The organism is Anabaenopsis elenkinii CCIBt3563, from assembly GCF_015245355.1.
Classification (GTDB): Bacteria; Cyanobacteriota; Cyanobacteriia; order Cyanobacteriales; family Nostocaceae; genus Anabaenopsis; species Anabaenopsis elenkinii.
The window spans coordinates 93190-118574 of the sequence record NZ_CP063311.1 but is presented as its reverse complement, the minus strand read 5'-3'; the positions used below and the strand labels follow the sequence as shown (position 1 = coordinate 118574).

Annotated in this window: 18 protein-coding genes and 3 rRNA genes; 11 read left to right on the top strand and 10 right to left on the bottom strand. The window is 43.6% G+C overall.

The annotated features are described in order from the left end of the window. Positions 1–83 precede the first annotated feature (83 nt). A complete protein-coding gene (locus IM676_RS00540; protein ID WP_200988502.1) occupies positions 84–905 on the top strand; it encodes a SirB1 family protein in 822 nt (273 codons plus the stop codon). Here IM676_RS00540 and IM676_RS00535 read toward each other — a convergent pair. Beyond that, positions 902–1351 (bottom strand): SRPBCC family protein, encoded by a 450-nt coding sequence (locus tag IM676_RS00535; RefSeq protein WP_200988501.1) that lies wholly within the window; start codon positions 1349–1351, stop codon positions 902–904. The two genes, IM676_RS00540 and IM676_RS00535, sit on opposite strands and share 4 nt — an antisense overlap. A gap of 59 nt (positions 1352–1410) precedes the next feature. Continuing rightward, a complete protein-coding gene (locus IM676_RS00530) occupies positions 1411–2871 on the bottom strand; it encodes a GTP-binding protein (RefSeq protein ID WP_200988500.1) in 1461 nt (486 codons plus the stop codon). 198 nt (positions 2872–3069) lie between these two features. Between IM676_RS00530 and tpiA the strand changes: the two genes are divergently transcribed. Both tpiA and folP read left to right on the top strand, forming a co-directional pair. Beyond that, positions 3070–3795 carry a triose-phosphate isomerase gene (gene tpiA / locus IM676_RS00525; protein ID WP_200990019.1) on the top strand — a complete coding sequence of 242 codons (726 nt, stop codon included), beginning with the start codon at positions 3070–3072 and terminating at the stop codon, positions 3793–3795. A gap of 180 nt (positions 3796–3975) precedes the next feature. Continuing rightward, positions 3976–4824, top strand: coding sequence for a dihydropteroate synthase (folP, locus tag IM676_RS00520; protein WP_200988499.1), 849 nt, complete (start codon positions 3976–3978; stop codon positions 4822–4824). A gap of 42 nt (positions 4825–4866) precedes the next feature. Here folP and IM676_RS00515 read toward each other — a convergent pair whose 3' ends face one another. From IM676_RS00515 to IM676_RS00500, 4 genes are all read right to left on the bottom strand, one after another. Further along, on the bottom strand, positions 4867–5706 hold the full coding sequence (locus tag IM676_RS00515; protein WP_200988498.1) for an SPFH domain-containing protein: 840 nt from the start codon (positions 5704–5706) through the stop codon (positions 4867–4869). Between the two features lie 258 nt (positions 5707–5964). Beyond that, the gene (locus IM676_RS00510; protein ID WP_200988497.1) at positions 5965–7608 is read right to left on the bottom strand and encodes an alpha/beta hydrolase; all 1644 of its coding nucleotides are present in this window, start codon (positions 7606–7608) and stop codon (positions 5965–5967) included. 134 nt (positions 7609–7742) lie between these two features. Beyond that, on the bottom strand, positions 7743–9275 hold the full coding sequence (locus IM676_RS00505; RefSeq protein WP_404799811.1) for a polysaccharide biosynthesis/export family protein: 1533 nt from the start codon (positions 9273–9275) through the stop codon (positions 7743–7745). Between the two features lie 195 nt (positions 9276–9470). Next, on the bottom strand, positions 9471–10340 hold the full coding sequence (locus tag IM676_RS00500) for a zinc metalloprotease HtpX (RefSeq protein WP_200988496.1): 870 nt from the start codon (positions 10338–10340) through the stop codon (positions 9471–9473). Positions 10341–10492: 152 nt separating this feature from the next. Here IM676_RS00500 and IM676_RS00495 point away from each other — a divergent pair, with 152 nt between their 5' ends. The 5 genes from IM676_RS00495 (at position 10493) to IM676_RS00475 (ending at position 17208) form a co-directional block, all read left to right on the top strand. Next, positions 10493–11518, top strand: a complete 1026-nt coding sequence (locus IM676_RS00495; RefSeq protein ID WP_200990017.1) for an IS701 family transposase — start codon at positions 10493–10495, stop codon at positions 11516–11518. A gap of 231 nt (positions 11519–11749) precedes the next feature. Beyond that, positions 11750–13372, top strand: a complete 1623-nt coding sequence (locus IM676_RS00490; RefSeq protein ID WP_200990016.1) for a cation:proton antiporter — start codon at positions 11750–11752, stop codon at positions 13370–13372. A 26-nt stretch (positions 13373–13398) separates the two neighbouring features. Continuing rightward, a complete protein-coding gene (locus IM676_RS00485) occupies positions 13399–14019 on the top strand; it encodes a TenA family protein (protein WP_200988495.1) in 621 nt (206 codons plus the stop codon). Positions 14020–14110: 91 nt separating this feature from the next. Further along, positions 14111–15802, top strand: coding sequence for a dihydroxy-acid dehydratase (gene ilvD, locus IM676_RS00480; protein ID WP_200988494.1), 1692 nt, complete (start codon positions 14111–14113; stop codon positions 15800–15802). 89 nt (positions 15803–15891) lie between these two features. Further along, the gene (locus tag IM676_RS00475) at positions 15892–17208 is read left to right on the top strand and encodes a cytochrome P450 (RefSeq protein WP_200988493.1); all 1317 of its coding nucleotides are present in this window, start codon (positions 15892–15894) and stop codon (positions 17206–17208) included. Positions 17209–17230: 22 nt separating this feature from the next. On the opposite strand, the gene IM676_RS00470 is transcribed toward IM676_RS00475, so the two are convergent. Next, the gene (locus IM676_RS00470; RefSeq protein WP_200988492.1) at positions 17231–18406 is read right to left on the bottom strand and encodes an NAD(P)/FAD-dependent oxidoreductase; all 1176 of its coding nucleotides are present in this window, start codon (positions 18404–18406) and stop codon (positions 17231–17233) included. A gap of 417 nt (positions 18407–18823) precedes the next feature. Between IM676_RS00470 and IM676_RS00465 the strand changes: the two genes are divergently transcribed. The 3 genes from IM676_RS00465 (at position 18824) to rrf (ending at position 23592) form a co-directional block, all read left to right on the top strand. Next, positions 18824–20312, top strand: a 16S ribosomal RNA gene (locus IM676_RS00465). Between the two features lie 279 nt (positions 20313–20591). Next, a 23S ribosomal RNA gene (locus IM676_RS00460) occupies positions 20592–23416 on the top strand. Positions 23417–23474: 58 nt separating this feature from the next. After that, positions 23475–23592: ribosomal RNA gene (gene rrf / locus IM676_RS00455) — 5S ribosomal RNA — on the top strand. Together the 16S, 23S and 5S rRNA genes form the textbook arrangement of a ribosomal RNA operon. 148 nt (positions 23593–23740) lie before the next feature. Here the strand turns inward: rrf and IM676_RS19650 are convergent. The 3 genes from IM676_RS19650 to IM676_RS00440 all read right to left on the bottom strand — a co-directional run bounded on the left by IM676_RS19650 (position 23741) and on the right by IM676_RS00440 (position 25378). After that, the gene (locus IM676_RS19650) at positions 23741–24106 is read right to left on the bottom strand and encodes a transposase (protein WP_263973175.1); all 366 of its coding nucleotides are present in this window, start codon (positions 24104–24106) and stop codon (positions 23741–23743) included. A gap of 169 nt (positions 24107–24275) precedes the next feature. Next, positions 24276–24476 (bottom strand): hypothetical protein, encoded by a 201-nt coding sequence (locus IM676_RS00445; RefSeq protein WP_200988490.1) that lies wholly within the window; start codon positions 24474–24476, stop codon positions 24276–24278. A 38-nt stretch (positions 24477–24514) separates the two neighbouring features. Continuing rightward, on the bottom strand, positions 24515–25378 hold the full coding sequence (locus IM676_RS00440; RefSeq protein WP_200988489.1) for a GTPase family protein: 864 nt from the start codon (positions 25376–25378) through the stop codon (positions 24515–24517). Positions 25379–25385 lie beyond the last annotated feature (7 nt).

Sequence of the window (25385 nt, the reverse complement as noted above, 5' to 3'; positions counted from 1 at the left end):
GGATTTTCTGTTGGCAGTTATTACTCTGAGTGTAAACTGGAGTTACTCAGGGGTAAAAGTTTAATTATACTCAGGATTTACTTATGAATTTCTCGTCAGCTAGATTATATTTTTACCAGGAAATTCAGCAGCCTGACGAGGCTATTGACTTAGCCAGGGCAGCTTTGTACATAGCCCAGGAAGAATATCCTCACCTGGATACTGGGGAATACCTCAATACCCTGGATACAATGGCTGGCGAGGTTCAAGAACGCTTACCCGCTTCACAATATCCTCTGCGAATTATCCAAACTATTAACCAGTATTTCTACGTTGATCTAGGATTTTCTGGTAATCAAAAGGAGTACTATGACCCCCGCAACAGCTTTTTCAATGATGTCATAGACCGCCGCTTGGGGATTCCCATTACTTTGGCGTTGGTTTATCTAGAAATTGCTCGTAGGATTGATTTTCCTATGGTAGGTGTGGGAATGCCAGGACATTTTCTGATTCGCCCGAATATTCCAGATATGGAAATTTTTGTAGATGCGTTTAATGGGGGTGAGGTGATGTTTGCAGATGATTGTGAAAACCGATTATCTCAAGTGTTTCAGCAAACTGTGAGTTTACAGCCTGAGTTTTTAGAACCGGTAAGTAATCGGCAATTTTTGATGCGGATGCTGACTAATTTGAAATATATTTACCTCAAACAACAAAATTTAGCAAAAAGTTTGGCGGCTATCGAACGAATTTTGTTCCTGTTTCCTGGGATGATTTTAGAAGTGCGCGATCGCGGTTTGCTCTATTATCAACTTGGTGAATATGCCCAAGCTGCTGATGATTTGCAAAGTTATTTGGATCAGGTTCCTCATGCACAGGATGCGGTGGTAATTCGCAGCTTACTGGCTGAGTTGGGCAAGGATTAGCTAATCACTAATGACTCTGCTACTTGTTTGAGGCGACGTAGTTGGGCTTGCATATCTTTTTGAGTCCAAGAGGCGGCAAAGTTATTGAAACCCCAACTGACTAGGGGGTTAGGAATATCGAACTCAAAGCGGTTGACAAGAAGTGTTCCTTGTGTTGAGGGCTGACATTCCCAGCGATCGCGCCCTTGAAAAAATCCCTGAAATTCCCACACCACTAACCCTGGTTCTCTTTCCACAACTACACTGTATAAGCTGGGCTTAAGTAGGGGGACTTGAATGATAAAGCGACTTTTACTCCCCACTTCAGTACTCCACGCTGCGCCTACAGGTTCGCAAGATAAAGCAGGATTGAGCCAACGGTGCATAATTGTTAAATCAGTAATACAGCGTTCCACTACTGAAGCTGTGGCTTTAATTTGAATAGATTGTTCAAAAACTTGGGACATCCTACATTTCTCATGCTGTGGCTATACTTGAGAATATCGCAAAATTAGGCATAGCTGATTTAAGGTTTTAGTTTCACCTTGTGTTGTAATTCCTCTTTAATGCGGTTGAGGATAGATTGCTCATCTAAGCTGGACAAAATCCGACTAATAACTGCTTTGGGTCCTTCATCTCCCCAAGTGGCACCATTAGCTAAATAAACCTTGGTCACTTGTCCAATACCATAGGAAGAAACCCCAGCCACCCCAGCTTGAGTTAGTGCTACTGAAACGTAAGGCGCAAAGGTTGCGCCGGCCGTTGCTGATGCAGATATACCCAGCAGAGTTTTTAAGCCGCTTAAGCCCAAGTTAGCTAGTAACTCACTCAAACCAATACCCCCCATACTCAGGGCAATCTTTTGGAGCAATTGTACAGCACCACTTTCGCTCATAGGGATGCCATAGAGTTGAGATAAACCCAAAATCAAAGAAATATCAATTACTATACTACTGAGTATATCCACAACAGTCACCGGATTGAGAGCGATCGCTAATGCCTTAGTCATTACAGCCTTCCAAATCAACTGATTGGCATTTTGCTCCCTAATCATCAGTTTACGCTCTAGCAACTGCTGATTGACATTATCCGCATAGAGCATAGTATTGAGCGCCACCAAAGCCTTACCTTCACGCTGTAAAATCTCCAGAATTTTCAGTTTCAGTTCTTCAACCCGGGCTGTACTGGGACGTAATTGCACCCCCCTAGTACCATCAGGGCGAATAATCGCCGTCCTCACTAGTGGTGATGCGGCTGTCATGACAATTTCCAGGGGCGTGAGTAACTCCTTAACCCGTTCATCTCGGATTTTGCGATAAATTGCCATGCGGTCAGCTTCGGGATATTGGTCTACCTTGTTAAATACCAGAATTATCGGTTTACCGGCTTCCCGCAACTGAGAAAGGGCTTGATGTTCTGTCTTGGTCATGTCCCCAGCAATCACAAACAAAATTAAATCTGCTTGCTTGGCCACCTGTTCAGCTAATGCAGCACGAGTATCACCATCTACTTCATCTAACCCAGGAGTATCAATTAATTCTACCTGAGATTGGCCTTCCCCAGGTAAACTTACCCGTAAGGTAGGTTCATTGTCCCCGATGCTTTCTTCACTAATAGTCCAATCAACTCTTTGAGCATTACGGGTAACTCCATGGAGCGGTCCAGTTTCAAACACAGTTTGTCCCACTAAGGCATTAAGTAGGGAGGACTTACCGCGTCCCACCATGCCAAAAGCTGCAATTTGTACTACCATACTGTCCAATTTACCCAGCATAGTTTCCAAATCAGCCAGTTCAACTTCCAAACCCCGTTTTTCCTGGGGGGTGAGGTCAAGATTGGTGACTAAGTTGCGTAGTGCCCTTTGTGCTTGTTTATAGTTGAGTGACCTTTGAATGTCTTCAAAACTGAAAATGGCACTATCAAGTTCTGCTTCCCAGTTGGGCGAGTCACTGTGATGGGGTTCAGGTAAAGGCAATGTAGGAGTCATATCAAGAAATTGGCGATGGGGAATTTTATCCCGATATTCTTATCCTAGTTATTTTTAGCAGGAGATTGGGGTAATAAGTAGGGATGCTAGGGGGTTAACAGGGGAAGTTTTTTCCCAATCACCCATGACCAATGACTAACAAAACGTCCTAAACTGAAAAATGCATCTATTAGCGTTAGAATCTTGACGAAATCACCTGTGCGGAAAATAGTTATAGCCGGTAACTGGAAAATGTTCAAAACCCAGGCAGAAACCCAAGATTTTTTACTGGGATTTCTGCCTCACTTGGAGGAGATACCCCAAGGGCGAGAAGTAGTATTGTGTCCTCCCTTTACCAGCCTCAATGTGTTGTCCAAGAGTTTGCATGGTAGCCTCATTCAGTTGGGGGCGCAAAATGTTCACTGGGAAGAAAATGGAGCCTATACGGGCGAAATTTCCGGCCCTATGTTGACAGAACTTGGTGTCCGTTTTGTAATTGTCGGTCATAGCGAAAGACGACAATACTTTGGAGAAACTGACTCAACGGTCAATTTACGCCTCAAAGCGGCTCAAAAGTATGGTCTGACACCGATTTTATGTGTGGGTGAAACCAAAGAAGAACGAGATGCTGGAGAAACTGAATCAATAATTACCGCCCAGCTAGATAAAGACCTGATAGATGTCGATCAGGATAATTTGGTGATTGCTTACGAACCTATTTGGGCAATTGGTACTGGTGATACTTGTGAATCCACTGAAGCTAATCGGGTCATTGCTTTAATTCGTAGTCAGTTGAGTAACCCAAATGTTTCGATTCAATACGGTGGTTCTGTGAAGCCTAATAATATTGATGAGATTATGGCTCAACCAGAAATTGATGGCGCTCTGGTGGGGGGAGCCAGTTTGGAACCTGCAAGTTTTGCTCGCATTGTCAATTACAATTAATCTGCTCTGTAGCGCTTTTTCCCTGGCCGTGCCGGGGAATGCGTGTATTGATTTTACCCACTTGCTCAGTAAATAAGGTAGAAGTATCAATGATAAAACTCTGGTAGGGTGGGCAGTCAAGCCTGCCCTGCTCACCATGTCGAATGTGGTCTCAGGTCGGTTGTTTATAAAAATGTCTGTATGTCAAGTCAGTTAATAATTCGCGATCGCTGTTTTGTCTGGGGACAGCGAACTTACATCATGGGTGTTTTAAATATTACACCTGATAGCTTTAGCGATGGTGGTCTATTTAATAATAGGGATGGGGCTTTAGCACAAGCAAGAGCCATGGCAGCGGCTGGTGCTGACATCATTGATTTAGGTGGTCAGTCAACTCGACCAGGAGCGGAGCAAATAAGTCTTGTCGAAGAACTGGATCGGGTGCTGCCAATTTTGCAGGCTATCCGACCAGAAATTACTGTGCCAATCTCTGTAGATACAACTAGAGCAGATGTAGCCAGGGCATCCATAGAAGCTGGTGCGGATATAATTAATGATATTTCCGGTGGTACATTTGACTTAGAAATGCTACCTACAGTTGCTAGTTTAGATGTGCCGATTGTCTTGATGCACATCCGGGGAACGCCCCAGACAATGCAACAAATGACTAATTATGAGGATTTAAGGGGAGAAATTTCTAGTTTCTTAGCAAAACAAATTATCGCAGCCACTACAGCAGGACTAAACCGCGACAAAATCATCATTGATCCCGGTATTGGTTTTGCAAAGAACTATGAGCAGAACTTAGAGATTTTGCGCGGTCTGAGTGCCTTTAAAGCCCTAAATTGCCCTATTTTAGTAGGAGCATCCCGGAAAAGTTTCATTGGTCGCGTCTTAAACCAACCAGATCCCAAAGCACGGGTCTGGGGAACAGCAGCAGCTTGTTGTGCGGCTATTTCTCATGGTGCTGATATCCTGCGAGTTCACGATGTTCAGGAAATGCGAGATGTGTCACTGATAGCTGATTTACTATTGCGCCAAAAATCGTAATTGGGCTTTCTCCTTGTACAAACTGCTGTCATCACCTAGCCGTTACGTTTTTGGTGAGTTACTGCTACTACCTTCTTGAGCTATAGCGTCAGCAACCAACTGGTTATAGACTTCATTAGTTTTACTGGGGTCTATAAAGACAATTTTAGCATTATTACTCTCACCCAGTTTTTGGCTGGCCACGACATAATCCTGAGCAACGAGATATCTCAGAATTTCCCGGCTTTCAGGATGAGAACGTAAGGCCTCAGAAATTATCTGCATTGAGGTTTGAGTTCCCTGCGCCCTCTTAATAGCAGCGTCACGTTCCCCTTCTGCTTCAAAAGCCAGGGCTCGTTTTTTAATTTCTGCAGCTCGCTCTTCTTCCATTGACTTGCGCACACTTTCAGGGGGTGTAATGCTTTGAATATCCAAGCGCAGAATCTCCACTCCCCAATTTTGTGTTGTTTGATTTAATTGGGTTAGGATGGCTGTGTCCATTTCTGCACGGGAGACATTAGTTTCTTCCACAGTGTTTTGGGCGATAATTTCCCGGAGTGTAGTTGTCGCTAGTTGTGTCAGAGACCCTTGAAGATCATCGATTTCGTAGAAGCTTTTCACCATATCTCTGATGCGCCAAAACAGAACAGCATCAACTTCTAGATAAATGTTATCTTTAGTAATCACATTTTGAGGTTTTATGTCTATAAACTGCTCACGGATGGTATCCTCCATCACAATCTGATCTACCAAAGGAACAATAAAGTTGAGTCCAGACCCAAGTTTGCGATGATATCGACCTAATCGTTCTACTAGGGCTTCGTTACCTTGATTAATCAATTTTGCAGATCCTAAAGCATAGGCTATGAGTGCTAAGACTATGGCAATAACAATTGGATCCATATATTCTCCTATTCAGCCTTGGGGTAAATTTAGTGTAATCGATATGTACTACCTTAGCTTGAGATTTGAATTTTTCTCTTGGGAGTATGTAATTTTATTAACAGCTATTATCTAATTTCATCACAAAGTGCTATCCGACTTATAGACTTTAGATAATTAATATATTCTCTCACCATGCAATTGCTATTAAAGCATCTGGATTACAGGCTGGCAAGGAGGATTAATGTGATTTAATTGACACTCATAGGGTGAAGATGCTCACGGGATGAACAAACTTAGCCAAGGTTTGATATTTTCGGGTAAATCAGAATTCAAACGCAGGGGGAGTGATGCTGTGGAAAGAGACTGGGCGTAAGCTGGTGTGAGAAATGGTTGGTAAATCTGGGCTTGTGGTGTGTGTTGTTTAATAAATGCTAGGGTGACACCACGAATTAACTGACGTAATGAGTCGGTTTCTTCCCCTCGCTTTTCTCTGACGATGGTAGTTGCTGGACTTATGGGATATGCTGGATCACTAATACTCAAGTGAGTCCCACCAATGGCTGTTAACAGATACTTAGAACCTTGGAGTTGCTCAAAAGGCCTGATTTGATGGGTTAAGGCTGGGGTCAGTGTGTCTTCAGTTCCCGCTAAGATTAATACAGGTTTGGTAATTTTAGTCAGACCGTTTTTACCAAAGAGTTTACCAACCAGTGGGTTGAGTGCGATCGCACTTTGAACTCGCCTATCTTGTAAATCTAGTTTATTCTGCTTTAAACTAGCTGCAGCACACTGTAACCAGTCTCCCGGTGACTTACCCAAGGAAAGAGAACTTTTGCAGAACTGTTGTAGTTCTTTGATGTCTAGCTCCCCACCTACTAAGGCTAAAGCAGTGTACCCCCCTAAGGAGTGACCAATTACAGTTACTTGGTCTGTATTCAGTTTTCCCTGAAGTCTTCCGGGTTGAGTATTCAGTTTTTCTAATTCGTTGAGCAAAAAGCTGACATCTTGGGGTCGAGCAATAAATTCACTAGCTGGAAGTAATTGAGCCAAGTTCATGTAATTTTCAGCCCTACTGATAGCTACAGAGTTACTACCAGGATGCTCAATTGCAGCAACGGTAATTCCATGAGAAGCCAGATGATGTGCTAAATAGCTCAAGAATTGACGGTTAGCTCCAAATCCGTGGGAAATAACAACCAGTGGTGCTGTGGTATAATTTTGACTCGAATAAATGTCTACAGGAATAGTGCGATTGCGTTCTGGGTCTTTGAGGCTGAGGGACTGGTGCTCAACTGCATTTTTTCCCCTCTGAGCCGGGTCGAGGGTGTTTGGCAGATGCGTATAATTTTCTACTAATAATTGTCGTTCTAGGAACAGCCCCAGGACTTGGCTTTGCAACTTGTTGGCGTTTAACTCTAAGGCAATTTGCAGTGCTGAAGTTGCATCAACAGTAATATTTTTTCGTGGATAGGCTCGCAAAAAACCAATTGGGCTCAAACCGTTAACTTGACGTAGAGACAAGTAGAGGGTTGATTTGATTGTGTCTATGGTGCTATCTGGTATTGCTGTCCTCAAAGAAGTAATTAACTGTCTACCCTGTGGCGACCTCACGAGTTCGTCAACAAATTGATCTGCAAAGGCTGGATCTAATTCCAACTTTTGATTCAGTAATTTTCCTACTTGCGGCGTTAAGATAAAGCTATATAGTTGTAAGTGTTCTGGTAGTTTCCCAGTTTGAGCCAATTTTTCTAAGTCAGCGATCGCTAGTGACTGCTCAAAGGCACCTAAGCGGATAGTAACCGTTTCTGCTGCTGTAGCCAAGGGAATACTCACTCCCCACCCCAGAACGAGAGTAAAACTGTATACTAATCCCTTGAGGAAGGATATTTGACCTAGAGCTTTCTTGAATCCCAAGGACATAAGAAAATCACATTTAAAAAGTAGTTCTGCTAATTGACTACCAATATCGCTTTAAAGTTTCTCTGTGAAAAAGAGCATATATTTTGGCTGAAATCCCCAGGCGATAAAACCGTGGGGAAATCCACCCAATTGGCTTAAAAGAAACCAAGTATAGCCCTTAAGACTCCCAATAAACCACCTAAAGGATTAAGTACTGCGCCAACACTGTCCCCAGTTCGAGCCAAACCAGAACGGTTGACGATCACAACATCATTATTGCGGAGTATGGGGTTAGTCTTCTCATTAATTCCCGCAGACAAATCAACGTTGACTTCCCGCTTAGTCACAGAACCATTAGGATTAAGGCGAACTAAATCTACGGTAGTGGTTCTAGCTCTAGCATTATTGAATCCACCTGCAGCCAACAAGGCCTGATTTAAGGAGCTATTAGGCTGAATACTTACGGCTCCGGGTCTTTTCACTTCCCCGACCACACCCACTTGAATGGTTTCCGGAGATAAAGTAGTAGTGGCTAATTGAGTAGTTTCCGCTGGGTTGATGTCACGCGCAACAGGAATAACAATTGTATCTCCATCTTGGACAATAATGTCTTGATTGACATCACCAGTCTGCAATAATTTCCACAGGTCTATATTTATATTTTGTTCTGAACCAGTTCTTGTGGGTCGGCGCAGCTGGAGATTACGAACATCAGCTTCTGATGTAATTCCCCCTGCTAATTGCAGCGCTCTCATCACAGTTGGTAAAGCACCGCCTCCTTGGCCACCACCGCCTACTAAATATGAACCAGGACGATTAACAGCACCAATGATGGCGACATTCCTGGGTGTGGTAGGATTTGCAGCAAAGTTTGCTGCAAACAGATTACGTGCTTCTGCTATGTTAAAATTGGTTGCAGTTGGCACAAGAATGGTATCGCCATCCCGGAGGGTAATATCTTGATCTATCCGACCTGTCTGGATGAGTTGTTGTAAATTCAGGTTGACCACTTGCTCAGAAGAACGTCCTATTTTACGTATTAATTGCACTTGAGTAACATCTGCTGCCAAGGTTACACCCTGAGCTGTGCTCAGTGCGGCTAAGACCGTGGGGTATTGTACACCGGGATTATTGCCAGCCCCTCCCTGTAAACTCAGACTATAAGCTCCTGGCCTTGTCACTTCTCCTGCGACTAAAATATTGATGGGACGAGGTGATAACAGGTTAACTGAAATTAAGGGACGCTTAAGAAAGCGAGAATACCTCCTTGCTATTTCATCAGCAGCTTGTTCGGTTGTGAGACCCAGAATAGGTACACTGCCGATTAAAGGGAGGTTGATTGATCCACCAGGTGGTACTTGATATTCACCAGTGTATTCTGGTACTTCAAATACATTGACGCGAATCAAATCGCCGCCCCCTAAAGTATAATTTGTGTTTATTTGTACGGGTGGTGTTACTGGCGGTGCGGTGGGAATTATTGTTTGTGTATCGACTGTTCCTGGTTGTACAGAAGGAAAGAGTGGTTGTGTTGTTTGTGATACTATTTGTCCCTGTGCTAGGCTCGCAGTCGGTGCAGCAACGTTGACAGTGGTTAATAAAGCCACACCTAACAATGGCTGGGCGAGGAATTTCATCATACCTTTGTTCATGATATTTACCCGGGACTTTGAGAGTGTAATTGCCATGGTACTTTCTAAATATTTCAGTTTTGACTATAGTTAATTATTGAAGTTCCTCAATTTAATTGCCTTAACATTCTCATTTTCCTAGAAGACTGTACTTTTCCGGAGGCAGATTATTTTTTATCATTAAATTTTCAGTTAAATTAACATAAATTATTTGGAGAGACAACTCTCCAAATAGTCTACAATATGTTTGCCTTAAGGTGTTTTGAGTAGTTGGGGTTCTAATCTGAGTAATTCTTCCACTCGCAATTCCGTAGGGGGGTGACTAGAGAATAAGTTACCCAGAAACTGACCGGAAATTGGATGAATAATTAATAATGGTTCAAAAGAAGGGTTAGCATTCAAAGGTAGCTGTCTGGCTGTAGCTTCTAACCTTTGTAGCGCCCGAGCTAAGGCGCGAGGATTACGAGTCAACCTGGCTGCACCTGCATCGGCGGAAAACTCTCGTGTACGGGAAATTGCTAGCTGTATGATTGTAGCAGCTATGGGGGCAAGTACAACGGTTAACAAAATACCTAAAGGATTTCCACCTCTGTTACTATCTCGTGAACCAGCACTACCAAACCATAAGCTATAACTCACCATTTGTCCCAGAAACGATATAGCCCCCGCAATTGTAGCAGCAACGGCTTGGGTGAGGGTATCACGGTTAACAATATGAGTCAATTCATGGGCAATTACGCCCTCGAGTTCATCATCTGGTAATATGTTCAAAATACCTTCGGTCACAGCCACTGCGGCGTGTTCGGGATCTCTTCCAGTGGCGAAAGCGTTGGGAGTTTGGGTGGGAACAATGTAAATTCCTGGCATGGGAATATTGGCGCGATCGCTCAATTTCCGTACCATAGCATAAAGTCCTGGTGCTTGGGCTTCAGTTACGGGCTGGGCTCGGTAGACTCTCAAAGCAATCTGGTCTGATTGATACCAGGAGAACAAGTTTGTTGCTGCTGCTAACCCAATTCCGATAATTAAGCCTCCAGTACCCCCAATTATCCAGTAACTAATTGCAATCAACAAACCACTCAAAACAGCCAGTAAAGCAAGGGTTTTGAATTGATTGTTCATAATTTTGCCCTCCCGCTCATGCTATATGAGACTTCATAGACGACAGTATTTAGTTAGGTCATACTTTGATTGTATCTAGGAGTTACGCATTGACAGAATAACAAAATAGTGAATTGATAAATATAGGTCGTCTACTTGCTAGGTATCAGACAATTAGAAAAATCACGAAACCATCCACAGCGCAATGCAATCTAGACCTATACACCTTATTTTTACTGTCAGAGCCAAAGTTTGGGGGGTGCAGTAGGTTAGCAGAGATATTAGGAGACGTTTCACATGATAGTGTGAATCGCTTTTTATTGAGAGAGCGATATGAACCGAAAGATTTATTCAACATTATAGAAAAAGTTATTAACTTGGTAGGAGGAATACTAAGTGTAGATGATACAGTGATAGAAAAGATTTACAGCGACCCCAAAAATGCTGAATTAATCGGTTATTTTTGGTCAGGTAAAGCCCATAAAACAATTATTGGCTTAAATTTAATCACTCTATATTACAGTGATATTCATGGTAATTCAGTGCCAATAAATTACAGAATATATGATAAAAAGGAGGGAAAAACAAAAAACGATTATTTTAGAGAAATGGTAAGTGAAATAATAAGCTGGGGAGTCAAACCCAGAATTGTAACAGGTGATAGTTGGTATTCAGGAGTAGAAAATTTGAAATTCCTAAAAAACCAGAAATTGGGTTTTCTCTTCGGAATTGAAAAAAATAGAACTGTTTCAAATGAGCCACACAAGTATTGTCAAGTAAGCACTCTGGCTATTCCCGAAGAAGGATTAAGGACTCATCTGAAAGAATTTGGATTTATAAAGTTGTTTAGGAAAGACTTTAAAAAAGAAGACTCTAGACACTATATTTTGTATCTTCCAGATGAGGAAAGAATCGAGGATATAACTAGAAATGAATTTATGACAATTCATGATACTCATTGGGGAATTGAAACCTTTCATCGAGCCATAAAACAAGTATGTGGAATTTGTCGGTTCATGGTTAGGGATACTCATGCAATTAAGACTCACATCTTTTGTTCACTTCAAGCTTTTGTTAAGTTGGAGTTTATGCGCTCTGAAAAAATAATTAGCAATTGGTATGAAATACAACGGAATCTGTTTACTTTAGTTGTACGTGAGCATATTTTTGCTAATCTTAATAGCGATCGCATGATCTAGATATCATAGATCATATTTTTTGTCAATGCGTAAGTCCTAGTATCTAGCTCCAATCAGATATTAGTGCTGAAAACCTGCAAAATAAGTCAGGTTTTCCCGACCATTTGGGAAAAATATCATTATTAGAGGATGTTTTAAAAGTTATGATTAATGTATCAAATATTGTTTGACCCCCCTGTTCCCTGTTCCCTGTTCCCTAACTAGAGCGTAAAATCTCAAAAAACCATGGCAATGTTAGCCAGTATATTGTGGATTTTAATCATGGGCTTTTTTGTCGGTCAAATAGCCCGGCGTTTAGGCGCTCCCCCTTTAATTGGGATGATGTTAGTGGGGATAATTCTCAGTCCCCAATTGCTAAATATTATTAGTCCAGAAATGCTCAATGCTGCACCGATCTTCAGAACTTTAGCAGTAATGATTATCTTAATTAAAGCAGGACTGGGTTTAGACCGCAATAAATTAGCGCAACAGGGAACAGTGGCGCTGAGGTTAGGATTTTTACCAGCCACAACGGAAGCGATCTCCATTGCTCTTGCTGCTATGGTAATTTTTAACTTTGACTTTCTCACTGGTTTACTCTTGGGCTGTATCATTGCTGCGGAATCTCCAGCTGTCATCGTTCCGGGAATGCTGAGGTTAAAAAGTTTAGGCTGGGGCGTTACTAAAGGTATACCCGATGCAATTTTAACCGGTAGTGCTTTATCTGATGTGCTGTTATTGCTAGTTTTTAGTCTGTTGCTGAGTTTTTTGGGTGAGGGGGGTGTTAAGCTGGTTCTTCCTGGAGGCTTTACCCTCACTCCCCTGCAACTGCTTCCACTGCAAATGATCATGCAAATAGTGCTGGGAATACTATTGGGTTATTTAGCAGCACGGTTATTAGTTGTGGTATTAGTCAAGCAGAATTGGACTCAAAACGCCGTTCAAGATACTGTAATTACTGCGAGTACTGCCTTATTTCTAGTAATTGCTGCTGAGGTATTGCCTTACTTTTCCGGTTATTTAGCAGCCATGAGTATGGGTTTCTTCTTAATAGAACTGGATGCACCCTTGGCTAGAAAGTTACGCGGTGGTTTTGACAGCCTATGGATAGTCGCTGAGATTTTTTTGTTTGTTTTATTGGGTGCTACTATTCAACTCGATGTCTTAGAAAATATTCTTCTCCCTGGGATATTAATTTTAGTTATTGGTTTACTTATCGGTCGGTCGTTAGGGTGGTATCTTTCCACAGTGGGTAGTAATTGGAATTGGCGGGAACGACTGTTTTTATTACCTGCAAACTCAGCCAAAGCCACGGTACAAGCAGCCATTGGAGCAATTCCCCTAACTCAAGGGGTTCCAGGAGGTGAGATAATTTTAGCGATCGCCGCCTTATCGATTTTAGTGACAGCACCTTTAGGAGCTTGGGCGACCATGACCTTTGCACCTAAGTTATTACAAAGGGGAGAAGTTGACCCCACAAAAGTGAGAATTGCCACCCCCACCCTGCTACTAGCAGCCGTTGATACATCAATTCATGCTACAGCAGTTTTAACCAAAGTAGCAGATTTAGGAAGACGGAGTAACGGTGAAGTCATCGTTGTGCATATAGTTAATCTCCCCAATCAACAAGAAATCATAGAACTAGAATTACAAACTCAAAGATTATTATTGGATATCAGACATAAGTTTATAACTGTGACGGGAAATGTTTCTGAGGAAATTATTCGCATCGCCCAAGAGTATAATACTACTGCAATTATCATGGGAAAACGAGGACATCAACCTTGGGAACAAGTTATTATTGGCTCAGTATCGCAAGCAGTATTAGAAACCAGTCACATACCTGTAATTTTGGTGGAAAATATTAAAACTTAGTCATATAGACAAAAGATTAATGACCAATGAATGTATCTGCTCAATTATGGGAAGCAAATCAAGATTTAGCACAAGCTTGTCTAAATCATCCTTTTGTTAAAGGTATCGCCAATGGTACTCTGGAAAAAGCCAAATTTGCCGATTATGTTGGACAAGATGCTTTTTTCTTAAAAGCTTTTGCCCGTGCCTACAGTATAGCTGCAGTCAGAGCTAAGGAATGGGAAGACTTTACCACATTTCACGCTTTAGCTGATGGAGTTTTGGCAGAACTCAAGCTACATAAGAGCTATGCTACTAAATGGGGAGTAGATTTACATACTATACAACCGGGAAATGCTACCCGTCGCTATACTGATTTTTTACTGTCCACAGCCTGGAGTGGTCATGTAGGTGTGACAGCAGCGGCCATGTCACCTTGTATGCGTCTTTATAGTTTTTTGGGACAACAGTTAGCAGCTAATGGTATTCCTCATCATCAATACGCTGATTGGATTTTAACTTATAGTAATGGTGAATTTGAAGCACTGACACAAGAATTAGAAACTTTAGTAGAAAAATATGCAAGTAACAATCAATCAGTTTATCAAACTTACCGTTACGCCATGTTTTGTGAGCTAGAGTTTTTTGAATCCGTTTGGGTAAAATAACTGCTAAAGATTTCTCAAATATGCTATGTATACATGGGAAAATTAGGTAATACAATCCCAATAAGAGCGATAATGGCAGGGAAGGAAAAATATGTCAGATAATTTAAGAAGCCAAGTTGTCACCCAAGGAGTGCAGCGATCGCCTAATCGCGCGATGCTGCGTGCAGTTGGGTTTCAAGATGAAGATTTCAATAAAGCCATTGTGGGGATAGCTAATGGCTACAGTACAATTACCCCCTGTAATATGGGGATTAATAAACTGGCGCAAAGGGCAGAAATTGGCATCAAAAACGCCGGGGCTATGCCCCAAATCTTCGGTACAATTACCATTAGCGATGGGATCTCTATGGGAACTGAGGGGATGAAATATTCTCTGGTATCCCGGGAAGTTATCGCTGACTCCATTGAAACCGCCTGTACTGGGCAAAGTATGGATGGTGTCTTAGCTATTGGTGGTTGTGATAAAAATATGCCTGGGGCTATGCTAGCCATGGCCCGCATGAATATTCCTGCTATTTTTGTTTACGGTGGCACAATTAAACCTGGCCACTACAATGGTAAAGATTTAACCGTTGTCAGTTCCTTTGAAGCAGTAGGGGAATACAGCGCCGGTAAAATTGATGATGATGAACTCTTAGCAGTAGAACGTCAGGCTTGTCCCGGTGCTGGTTCCTGCGGTGGGATGTTTACAGCTAATACTATGTCCTCGGCCTTTGAAGCTATGGGTATGAGCTTACCCTATTCTTCTACAATGGCAGCCGAAGACGCCGAAAAAGCCGACAGTACCGAAAGATCAGCTTTTGCTCTCGTCGAAGCTATACGTAAGCAAATATTACCCCGGCAAATTATCACCCGTAAATCTATAGAAAACGCCATTTCAGTAATTATGGCGGTGGGTGGTTCCACAAATGCGGTTTTGCACTTTTTAGCGATCGCTCGCGCAGCTGGTGTAGAACTAACTCTAGATGACTTTGAAACTATCCGTGGACGTGTACCTGTTATCTGTGATTTAAAACCTAGTGGTAGATATGTAGCCACAGACCTACACAAAGCCGGTGGAATTCCTCAAGTAATGAAAATTTTGCTGGTGCATGATTTACTCCACGGTGACTGCTTAACTATTACAGGTAAAACCGTCGCGGAATTATTGGCAGATATCCCAGCCGAACCACGCAGTGACCAGGATGTGATCCGTCCTTGGGATAATCCTATGTATGCTCAAGGACATTTAGCCATCCTCAAAGGTAATCTGGCCACAGAAGGGTCTGTAGCTAAAATTACCGGAGTTAAAAAGCCCATCATTACTGGTCCAGCACGGGTATTTGAATCAGAGGAATCCTGTTTAGATGCCATCCTCGCCGGAAAAATTCAGGCCGGTGATGTTCTGGTGATTCGTTATGAAGGTCCTAAAGGTGGCCCCGGTATGCGGGAAATGTTGGCTCCCACATCCGCGATTATTGGTGCTGGATTAGGTGATTCTGTGGGTTTAATTACTGATGGGCGGTTCTCCGGTGGTACTTACGGGATGGTAGTTGGCCATGTAGCGCCAGAGGCTGCGGTTGGTGGTGCGATCGCTCTTGTGGAAGAAGGTGATAGTATCACCATTGATGCTTCCCAGCGGCTATTGCAGTTAAACGTACCAGATGAAGAACTAGCCCGGCGACGTGCTAACTGGCAACCCTTACCCCCCCGTTATACTAAAGGTGTACTGGCTAAATATGCCAAGTTGGTATCTTCTAGCAGTGTAGGTGCAGTCACTGATTTAGATTTGTTTCATGATTAGTGATTAGTTACAGCTCGATGAGAAAACAATCAAGATTGTTTTCTCATTATTCTGTGCATTCTGCCCATATTTGTTGACTAAACTAGATAATGAAAGACACTGTAAATCCTCCCGGAAGTTTTGGTTTACCTGTCATAGGCGAGACATTTTCCTTCATTCTTGACCCATCGAATTTTGTCACCCAGCGCTACCGCAAACATGGGTCTATATTTAAAACTCATCTTTTGGGTAAACCGACTGTGGTGATGGTAGGGCCAGAAGCAATTGAGTTTCTCTTATCGAGTCACAGGGAATATTTTTCCTGGCGTGAAGGCTGGCCTGATAATTTCAAGACCTTGTTAGGTGAATCACTTTTTGTCCAAGATGGAGAAGAACACCAAAGAAATCGTCGCCTCATGATGCCAGCGCTACATGGTGTAGCCCTCGCTAATTATGTGAGTACTATGGAGAGTATCACATATAATTATTTGAAAAAATGGGAAAATCAAGGGGAATTTACCTGGTTTACAGAATTTAAAAAGCTCACCTTTGATATTGCTAGCCAGCTATTATTAGGTACTGATTCTGTTTCCCAAAATACTCGATTAAGTCATTTATTTACAGAACTAAGCAATGGTTTATTTGCCATTAATCCACTCATTTTACCATTTACTAAATTGGGAAAAGCTGTAGCAGCCCGCGATCAAATTCTACAGCATTTGGCGCAAGTTGTTAAAGCACGTCGGCAACATCCTGGCAAAGACGCTATTAGTTTGTTAGTTCAATCAAAAGATGAGGATGGTAATAGTTTAAGTGAAACAGAACTTATTGCCCAAGCAGTACTGCTACTGTTTGCCGGACATGAAACTACAACATCAATGCTAACTTGGTTATGTGCAGAATTGGCTCGTCATCCGCAAGTATTACAACGCGCCAGAGAAGAACAATTCCAACTTTTAAGTAAAGGTGCTTTGAATTTAGAAGAACTTGGACAAATGCCTTATTTAGATCAGATTTTATCGGAGGTTGAAAGAGTTCATCCGCCAGTTGGTGGTGGCTTTCGTGGTGTTGTCAAGGATTATGAGTTTAATGGATTTCATGTTCCTGCAGGTTGGCAAGCTTTATATTCTATATTTGCAACTCATCACCTCGAAGCAATTTACCCCAACCCAGAACGGTTTGACCCAGACCGTTTCAGTCCCCAACGCCAAGAACACAAACAGTATCGTTATAGTTTAATTGGTTTTGGCGGTGGTCCACGGGTTTGTATTGGCATCGCCTTTGCCAAAATGGAAATGAAAATAGTTGCTTCTCATCTTCTGCGTAGCTATTATTGGCAAATATTACCTAATCAAAGTTTGGATGTAGTGAGAATTCCTACCAATCGTCCCCAAGATGGATTACGGGTTCGGTTCCGTCGTTTGTAGAAGACCCACAAACCCAGCATTCCTAACGCCCAGGGGACAACTGAGTAATAATTTCATCTTTTTTACCAGCCACAAAATCGGCAAAGCGCCGCGCTAAAGGTGGTATAATTACCAATGGGTTACTGAAACCAGAAAAAACATGAATACCCTCAAATCCTGGAACAGCACCAACTAAGGGTAGGCGATCGCCACTAAAAGCCACTAAGCAATGATGCCAAGTTCCTGGTAAGTTGGCTAATGGAGGTAGTACTTGCTGAATACTGGTTCTTAGCCAGTTTTCGCTTTGCTGTGCATTTATTTGGGCAAAAGGATCAGTGAGGACTCGGCTAATTTGACCCAGGCGCAAACTACCATCTTGAAATTGAATCGCACCTACATCTAAAATTGGCGGCACTGGTTCTTTGGTTGTGTCTTGCCACAAGGCTTCTATTTTACTAGATGTCGCTTCTAAGTCAAACCTTTGTAAATTCGCGGGCATTACTAAGGTGTTTAATTTCAAGTCAACAGGTGGTGTTTGAATTACTTCTGCATGGGTAAAATACAGGTTGATGGGAATACCAGCTAATTTTAGCAGTTGTCTGCTGAAGCCCCCGGCGCAAATTACCACGTTGTCACAGTGAAAAGTTTCTATATTGGTTTGTACACGAGTTAACTTGATTCCGTTTGCAGTAGATGAGACTGTCTGGAAATCGATCACCTGGGCAATTTGCATTTCACCCCCACCACGGAGGAAGGCTTGAATATAAGCTTGGTTTGTTTTGTGGGGGTTGATGTGACCATGTTTCACAGTTAGAGCACCAGCGATGGAGTGTGGGTTAAGTACTGGTTCCAACTCGCAAGTCTGTTTGATATCGAGTAACTGAGGGGGAATAGCAACATGACTATAGGATGCAGCGGTTGCTTTTGGGTCTTGATCGGCGGCGATGGTTAGTAATAAATCTATTTCCCGCAACTCGGTTTGAGCTTCTAATTCCTGGTCCAAATTCTGGTAGACGGCGATGGACTCTTGACATAGTTGGCGCGTTAGGGGTGTAGTCCCAGACCAATAAGCCAGCCCACCATAACTATACCCCGTGGCATTCTGGGCTGTTTGGTGTTGCTCTAACAAAAGCACGCTCCAGCCTATTTTACGCAGTTCGTAGGCGATCGCAGCTCCCGCAATTCCCCCCCCGACCACAATCCAGTCATAGTTATTCATGGATTTAAACCTGATTTTGATTGTCAGTCATAATATATATATAGAACATCTGGCATTGAGGACTGAAAATAGGAATAACTCAGGTAAAGAGCCAAGAAAAAACCAGGTTTTGAGATTTGAGATTCAACCAGAGGGGGCAAAAAGCGCTCAGAGCAAGGGAAAGAAGGCGGAGTAGGTGACCTAAAAAAAAAGTTTGTCAAACCCCTTGACGAAACCAAAGAGAATAGATATATTAAATAAGTGCCGAGGCGAGAGCCGAAAACACCTGAACCGAGAAAACAAAATACTTTGAAAGCGAAACAATAACCAATCCTCGTCAAGAAGATTTAGTTTGGGTAGAGAAACCCAAGGTTAATCAAAAATTATAACAGGAATCCGAAATAAGAAATTATTAGGAGACCAAACTCTAAGGAAAACAAAACGGAGAGTTTGATCCTGGCTCAGGATGAACGCTGGCGGTATGCTTAACACATGCAAGTCGAACGGTCTCTTAGGAGATAGTGGCGGACGGGTGAGTAACGCGTGAGAATCTGCAATCAGGTCGGGGACAACCACTGGAAACGGTGGCTAATACCGGATATGCCGAGAGGTGAAAGGCTTGCTGCCTGAAGATGAGCTCGCGTCTGATTAGCTAGTAGGTGTGGTAAAGGCGCACCTAGGCGACGATCAGTAGCTGGTCTGAGAGGATGATCAGCCACACTGGGACTGAGACACGGCCCAGACTCCTACGGGAGGCAGCAGTGGGGAATTTTCCGCAATGGGCGAAAGCCTGACGGAGCAATACCGCGTGAGGGAGGAAGGCTCTTGGGTTGTAAACCTCTTTTCTCAGGGAAGAAAAAAATGACGGTACCTGAGGAATAAGCATCGGCTAACTCCGTGCCAGCAGCCGCGGTAATACGGAGGATGCAAGCGTTATCCGGAATGATTGGGCGTAAAGGGTCCGCAGGTGGCTATGTAAGTCTGCTGTTAAAGAATGAGGCTTAACCTCATCAGAGCGGTGGAAACTACACAGCTAGAGTGCGTTCGGGGTAGAGGGAATTCCTGGTGTAGCGGTGAAATGCGTAGATATCAGGAAGAACACCAGTGGCGAAAGCGCTCTACTAGGCCGCAACTGACACTGAGGGACGAAAGCTAGGGGAGCGAATGGGATTAGATACCCCAGTAGTCCTAGCCGTAAACGATGGATACTAGGCGTGGCTTGTATCGACCCGAGCCGTGCCGGAGCTAACGCGTTAAGTATCCCGCCTGGGGAGTACGCACGCAAGTGTGAAACTCAAAGGAATTGACGGGGGCCCGCACAAGCGGTGGAGTATGTGGTTTAATTCGATGCAACGCGAAGAACCTTACCAAGACTTGACATGTCGCGAATCCTGCCGAAAGGTGGGAGTGCCTTCGGGAGCGCGAACACAGGTGGTGCATGGCTGTCGTCAGCTCGTGTCGTGAGATGTTGGGTTAAGTCCCGCAACGAGCGCAACCCTCGTTTTTAGTTGCCAGCATGAAGATGGGCACTCTAGAGAGACTGCCGGTGACAAACCGGAGGAAGGTGGGGATGACGTCAAGTCAGCATGCCCCTTACGTCTTGGGCTACACACGTACTACAATGCTACGGACAAAGGGCGGCGACACAGCGATGTGAAGCAAATCTCATAAACCGTAGCTCAGTTCAGATCGCAGGCTGCAACTCGCCTGCGTGAAGTAGGAATCGCTAGTAATTGCAGGTCAGCATACTGCAGTGAATTCGTTCCCGGGCCTTGTACACACCGCCCGTCACACCATGGAAGCTGGTCACGCCCGAAGTCGTTACCCCAACTTTTAGGAGAGGGGGACGCCGAAGGTAGGACTGGTGACTGGGGTGAAGTCGTAACAAGGTAGCCGTACCGGAAGGTGTGGCTGGATCACCTCCTTTTAGGGAGACCTACACCCCTCAGATATCGAACACACAAAGTAAATAGATACTGAGATGGTCATTCCTAGGTCGGTCGAGATTGGTAAAAGCTTTCAAAGTATTTATGGTTCAGTTCATCATCAGCTAATACGTGAGTAAAAAATCAGCAACATGGCATAGAGCCAGACTGCTGAGTAAAACTCAGCCAGAACCTTGAAAACTGCATAGTAACGCGAAAAAAAGCAGGCAGACACAGACAATCAAAAGAAAGTGTTTGCAGTGGAAAAACCAATGTAAAGTGGTCAAGCTAATAAGGGCTAACGGTGGATACCTAGGCACACAGAGGCGAAGAAGGACGTGGTTACCGACGATATGCTCCGGGGAGTTGGAAGCAAACTAAGAGCCGGAGATTTCCGAATGGGGCAACCCTAAAGACTACCTGCTGAATATATAGGCAGGAAAGAGCCAACCCAGCGAACTGAAACATCTTAGTAGCTGGAGGAAAAGAAATCAAAAGAGATTCCCTCAGTAGTGGTGAGCGAAAGGGGAGGAGCCTAAACCAAGGGATATATCCCTTGGGGTAGTGGGACAGCGATATCGAATCTGGCGGTTAGACGAAGCAGCTAAATACTGCACCAAAGAAGGTGAAAGTCCTGTAGTCGAAAACTCAAGGATAGTAGCTGAATCCCGAGTAGCATGGGGCACGAGGAATCCCATGTGAATCAGCGAGGACCATCTCGTAAGGCTAAATACTACTGTGTGACCGATAGTGAACCAGTACCGCGAGGGAAAGGTGAAAAGAACCCCGGAAGGGGAGTGAAATAGAACATGAAACCGTTAGCCTACAAGCAGTGGAAGTCCGATTAAACGGATGACCGCGTGCCTGTTGAAGAATGAGCCGGCGACTTATAGGCACTGGTAGGTTAAAGCGAAAATGCTGGAGCCAAAGGGAAACCGAGTCTGAAAAGGGCGCATAGATCAGTGTTTATAGACCCGAACCCTGGTGATCTAACCATGGCCAGGATGAAGCTTGGGTAACACCAAGTGGAGGTCCGAACCGACTGATGTTGAAAAATCAGCGGATGAGCTGTGGTTAGGGGTGAAATGCCAATCGAACCAGGAGCTAGCTGGTTCTCCCCGAAATGTGTTGAGGCGCAGCGGTAATGAATATATCTGGGGGGTAAAGCACTGTTTCGGTGCGGGCTGGGAGACCGGTACCAAATCGAGACAAACTCAGAATACCCAGAGCACACATTGCCAGTGAGACAGTGGGGGATAAGCTTCATTGTCAAGAGGGAAACAGCCCAGACCACCAGCTAAGGTCCCCAAATCATCACTAAGTGAGAAAGGAGGTGAGATTGCATAGACAACTAGGAGGTTTGCCTAGAAGCAGCCACCCTTGAAAGAGTGCGTAATAGCTCACTAGTCAAGCGATCTTGCGCCGAAAATGAACGGGGCTAAGTGATGTACCGAAGCTGTGGGATTAAGCAATTAATCGGTAGGGGAGCGTTCCGTCATAGGTAGAAGCAGTAGCGGCGAGCAGCTGTGGACGAAACGGAAGTGAGAATGTCGGCTTGAGTAGCGAAAACATTGGTGAGAATCCAATGCCCCGAAACCCTAAGGGTTCCTCCGGCAGGTTCGTCCGCGGAGGGTTAGTCGGGACCTAAGGCGAGGTCGAAAGGCGTAGTCGATGGACACAGGGTGAATAATCCCTGACTAAGATGTGGGAGCATTGCCAGGGACGCATGAAAGATAGCCATACCCTAATTGGTTTGGGAGGGGTTTACGAACTCCGCATGGTGAAGGAAAGTGCCAAGAAAAGCTGGTGATGTGATGAAAGCATCTTACCCGTACCCGAAACCGACACAGGTAGGGAGGTTGAGAATACCAAGGGGCGCGAGATAACTCTCTCTAAGGAACTCGGCAAAATGGCCCCGTAACTTCGGAAGAAGGGGTGCCCACGAGAGTGGGTCGCAGTGAAGAGATCCAGGCGACTGTTTACCAAAAACACAGGTCTCCGCTAACTCGAAAGAGGACGTATGGGGGCTGACGCCTGCCCAGTGCCGGAAGGTTAAGGAAGTCGGTCAGGGGTTCGCCCTGAAGCTGACGACCGAAGCCCCGGTGAACGGCGGCCGTAACTATAACGGTCCTAAGGTAGCGAAATTCCTTGTCGGGTAAGTTCCGACCCGCACGAAAGGCGTAACGATCTGGATGGTGTCTCAGAGAGAGACTCGGCGAAATAGGAATGTCTGTGAAGATACGGACTGCCTGCACCTGGACAGAAAGACCCTATGAAGCTTTACTGTAGCCTGGAATTGTGTTCGGGCTTGGCTTGCGCAGGATAGGTGGGAAGCACAGAAGTACCCCTTGTGGGGGGTATGGAGCTAACGGTGAGATACCACTCTGGCGAAGCTAGAATTCTAACCTCACACCCTCAGCGGGTGTAGGAACAGTTTCAGGTGGGCAGTTTGACTGGGGCGGTCGCCTCCTAAAAGGTAACGGAGGCGCGCAAAGGTTCTCTCAGCACGCTTGGAAACCGTGCGGCGAGTGTAAAGGCAGAAAGAGAGCTTGACTGCAAGAGTGACAACTCAAGCAGGGACGAAAGTCGGCCTTAGTGATCCGACGGCACAGTATGGAATGGCCGTCGCTCAACGGATAAAAGTTACTCTAGGGATAACAGGCTGATCTCCCCCAAGAGTCCACATCGACGGGGAGGTTTGGCACCTCGATGTCGGCTCATCGCAACCTGGGGCGGAAGTACGTCCCAAGGGTTGGGCTGTTCGCCCATTAAAGCGGTACGTGAGCTGGGTTCAGAACGTCGTGAGACAGTTCGGTCCATATCCGGTGCAGGCGTAAGAGCATTGAGAGGAGCCTTCCTTAGTACGAGAGGACCGGGAAGGACGCACCGCTGGTGTACCAGTTATTCCACCAGGAGTAGACGCTGGGTAGCTAAGTGCGGAGCGGATAACCGCTGAAAGCATCTAAGTGGGAAGCCCACCTCAAGATGAGTGCTCTCACTACTTAAGTAGGTAAGGTCACGGGCAGAACACCCGTTTATAGGCTCTAAGTGGAAGTACAGTAATGTATGTAGCTGAGGAGTCCTAACAGACCGAGGGCTTGACCTCATTACTCTGGTTTTCGCGTTACTTGCAGTCTTCAGGGTCTTGTGACCCAACACTCTTTCCTGGTGTCTATGGCGCGGTGGAACCACACTGATCCCTTCCCGAACTCAGAGGTGAAACGCTGCAGCGGCCACGATAGTTGAGGGGTAGCCCTCCGCAAAAATAGCTCGATGCCAGGTTTTGTATTTAATATAAATAAACCCTCTCATTGCTTTGTTAATGAGGGGGTTTGTTTTAACATAAAAGTGAGAAACTTTTTTGGTATTTATAATAAGTTACCCACTCTATCACTATGGTAATTTCTAGGTAAATTAAGCTGTTGTGCAGCTAAATTGAATAAACGGCATTGCCTTTATTTTTAACTTTGCGTTCCCATTTAATAATAAGACCTCCTTCATTTAGTAATTTATTTAATAATTCCTCTAACTGTTCTAACGATTCAAATAATCTGTGAGCTATATATTCTTTCGCTGAATGCCATACCAGTTCAATTAAATTATAATCTGGACTATAAGGTGGTAAAAATTCCAGAATAATATTTGGCATTTCTGCTTCAATACGAGCCAAAATATCTTTTCTCTTATGGTAACTAGCATTATCAAGAATAATCACTATTTTAGCTGAATTATCATTTGTTGTATATGCTATGATGAAAAAATCACTTATTTGCTGGTAAGTTTTTCCATCATTCATCAACAATAATATCAGTATTTTCTCTCTTACATAAGGATTATCTTGCTCTTTTAAGTGTTTTAAGAGATTTTCTCTCTGTTCTTGAGATAGATGGTTTTTTGCTGGCATAATTCAGAAGCGATAGCTTAGTTACCTAATTCCCTATTATATAATCTAGCTGCACAACAGCTTAAAACCCCAAAAACTGTTCTCTTAAATATTGCAATAGTTCTCTAATTATTTCTCTAGTGATTTGTCCCCAAACAAATTTCATAGCAGTTTTAATCCATGATTCAAACGCGTCTTCACTGGCAAGAAAAGCTTTCTTTTTATCTCTAGGCAGTTCTCTAAATCTTTGAACAATTTCTTTTTCTTCATTAGTTAATTTCATTTTTTTGCTCCTGTTTAATGTATGTTTAATCTAATTTGTTAGAACCAGCCTTTTAACGAACTCCATAAATCATTAACATAGCGTTGTATTTTCTGCCACCAGTCTAATTGCTTTTCTTCCAATTCCTTTCTCAATAAATCCTGTACAGATGGATCTGCTAGTGCAATAGGATCAGCAGGATTAATACTAAATTTCCAGCCGACATTACCGGATGCTTTGATAATTGCTGCTAGAAGATGATAGAGTCTGTATCTTTTTTCTGCTGAGTAATATTCAACTTGTTCAACATTGATAGATAAAGCAGAACTGAGCTTTTTCTGGATATCTTGACAACGACGATTGATATTATCTTCCTGTTCAGGAGATGGATAATTAAATTTGGTGTTCCATGTACCTGGACCTATTTTATCTACTTGATTTAATCCCACTACTAAACGACCTTTTAAATTACCCATCACATTTTGTACAATATCTCTGAGTATTCTTTGATCTTCTGTCAATGCTTTTAAATCTGCCTGAATCACATAGAGAACAACGTCTGCTTCTGGTAAAGTTCGCTCGTAAATTTTAGTGTATTCTTTATCTATTTCTATATCTTCCCCCAGTCCTGGCATATCAATAACTTCTAATTTTGCTCCTTGGGGTAATTCAATTATTTTTTTACTTGCTTCTGTTGTTCCATGTGTGGTGTGACTGACTTTTTCTTGTAACCCAAACAAGGCGTTAATGGTGGTACTTTTACCAACACCCGTTTTACCGATAATGGCTACTTTGGGAGGTTTGGCTAGTTCTTCTTGTACTGAACTCTCAAAAAGTTTAAATTCTTTATCACCTAAAACTTCACGGAATTTATCTACTATTTTTTGTCGTTCTGGTGATAGTTTTTTGCCAAAAAGTTCCATTTTTCTA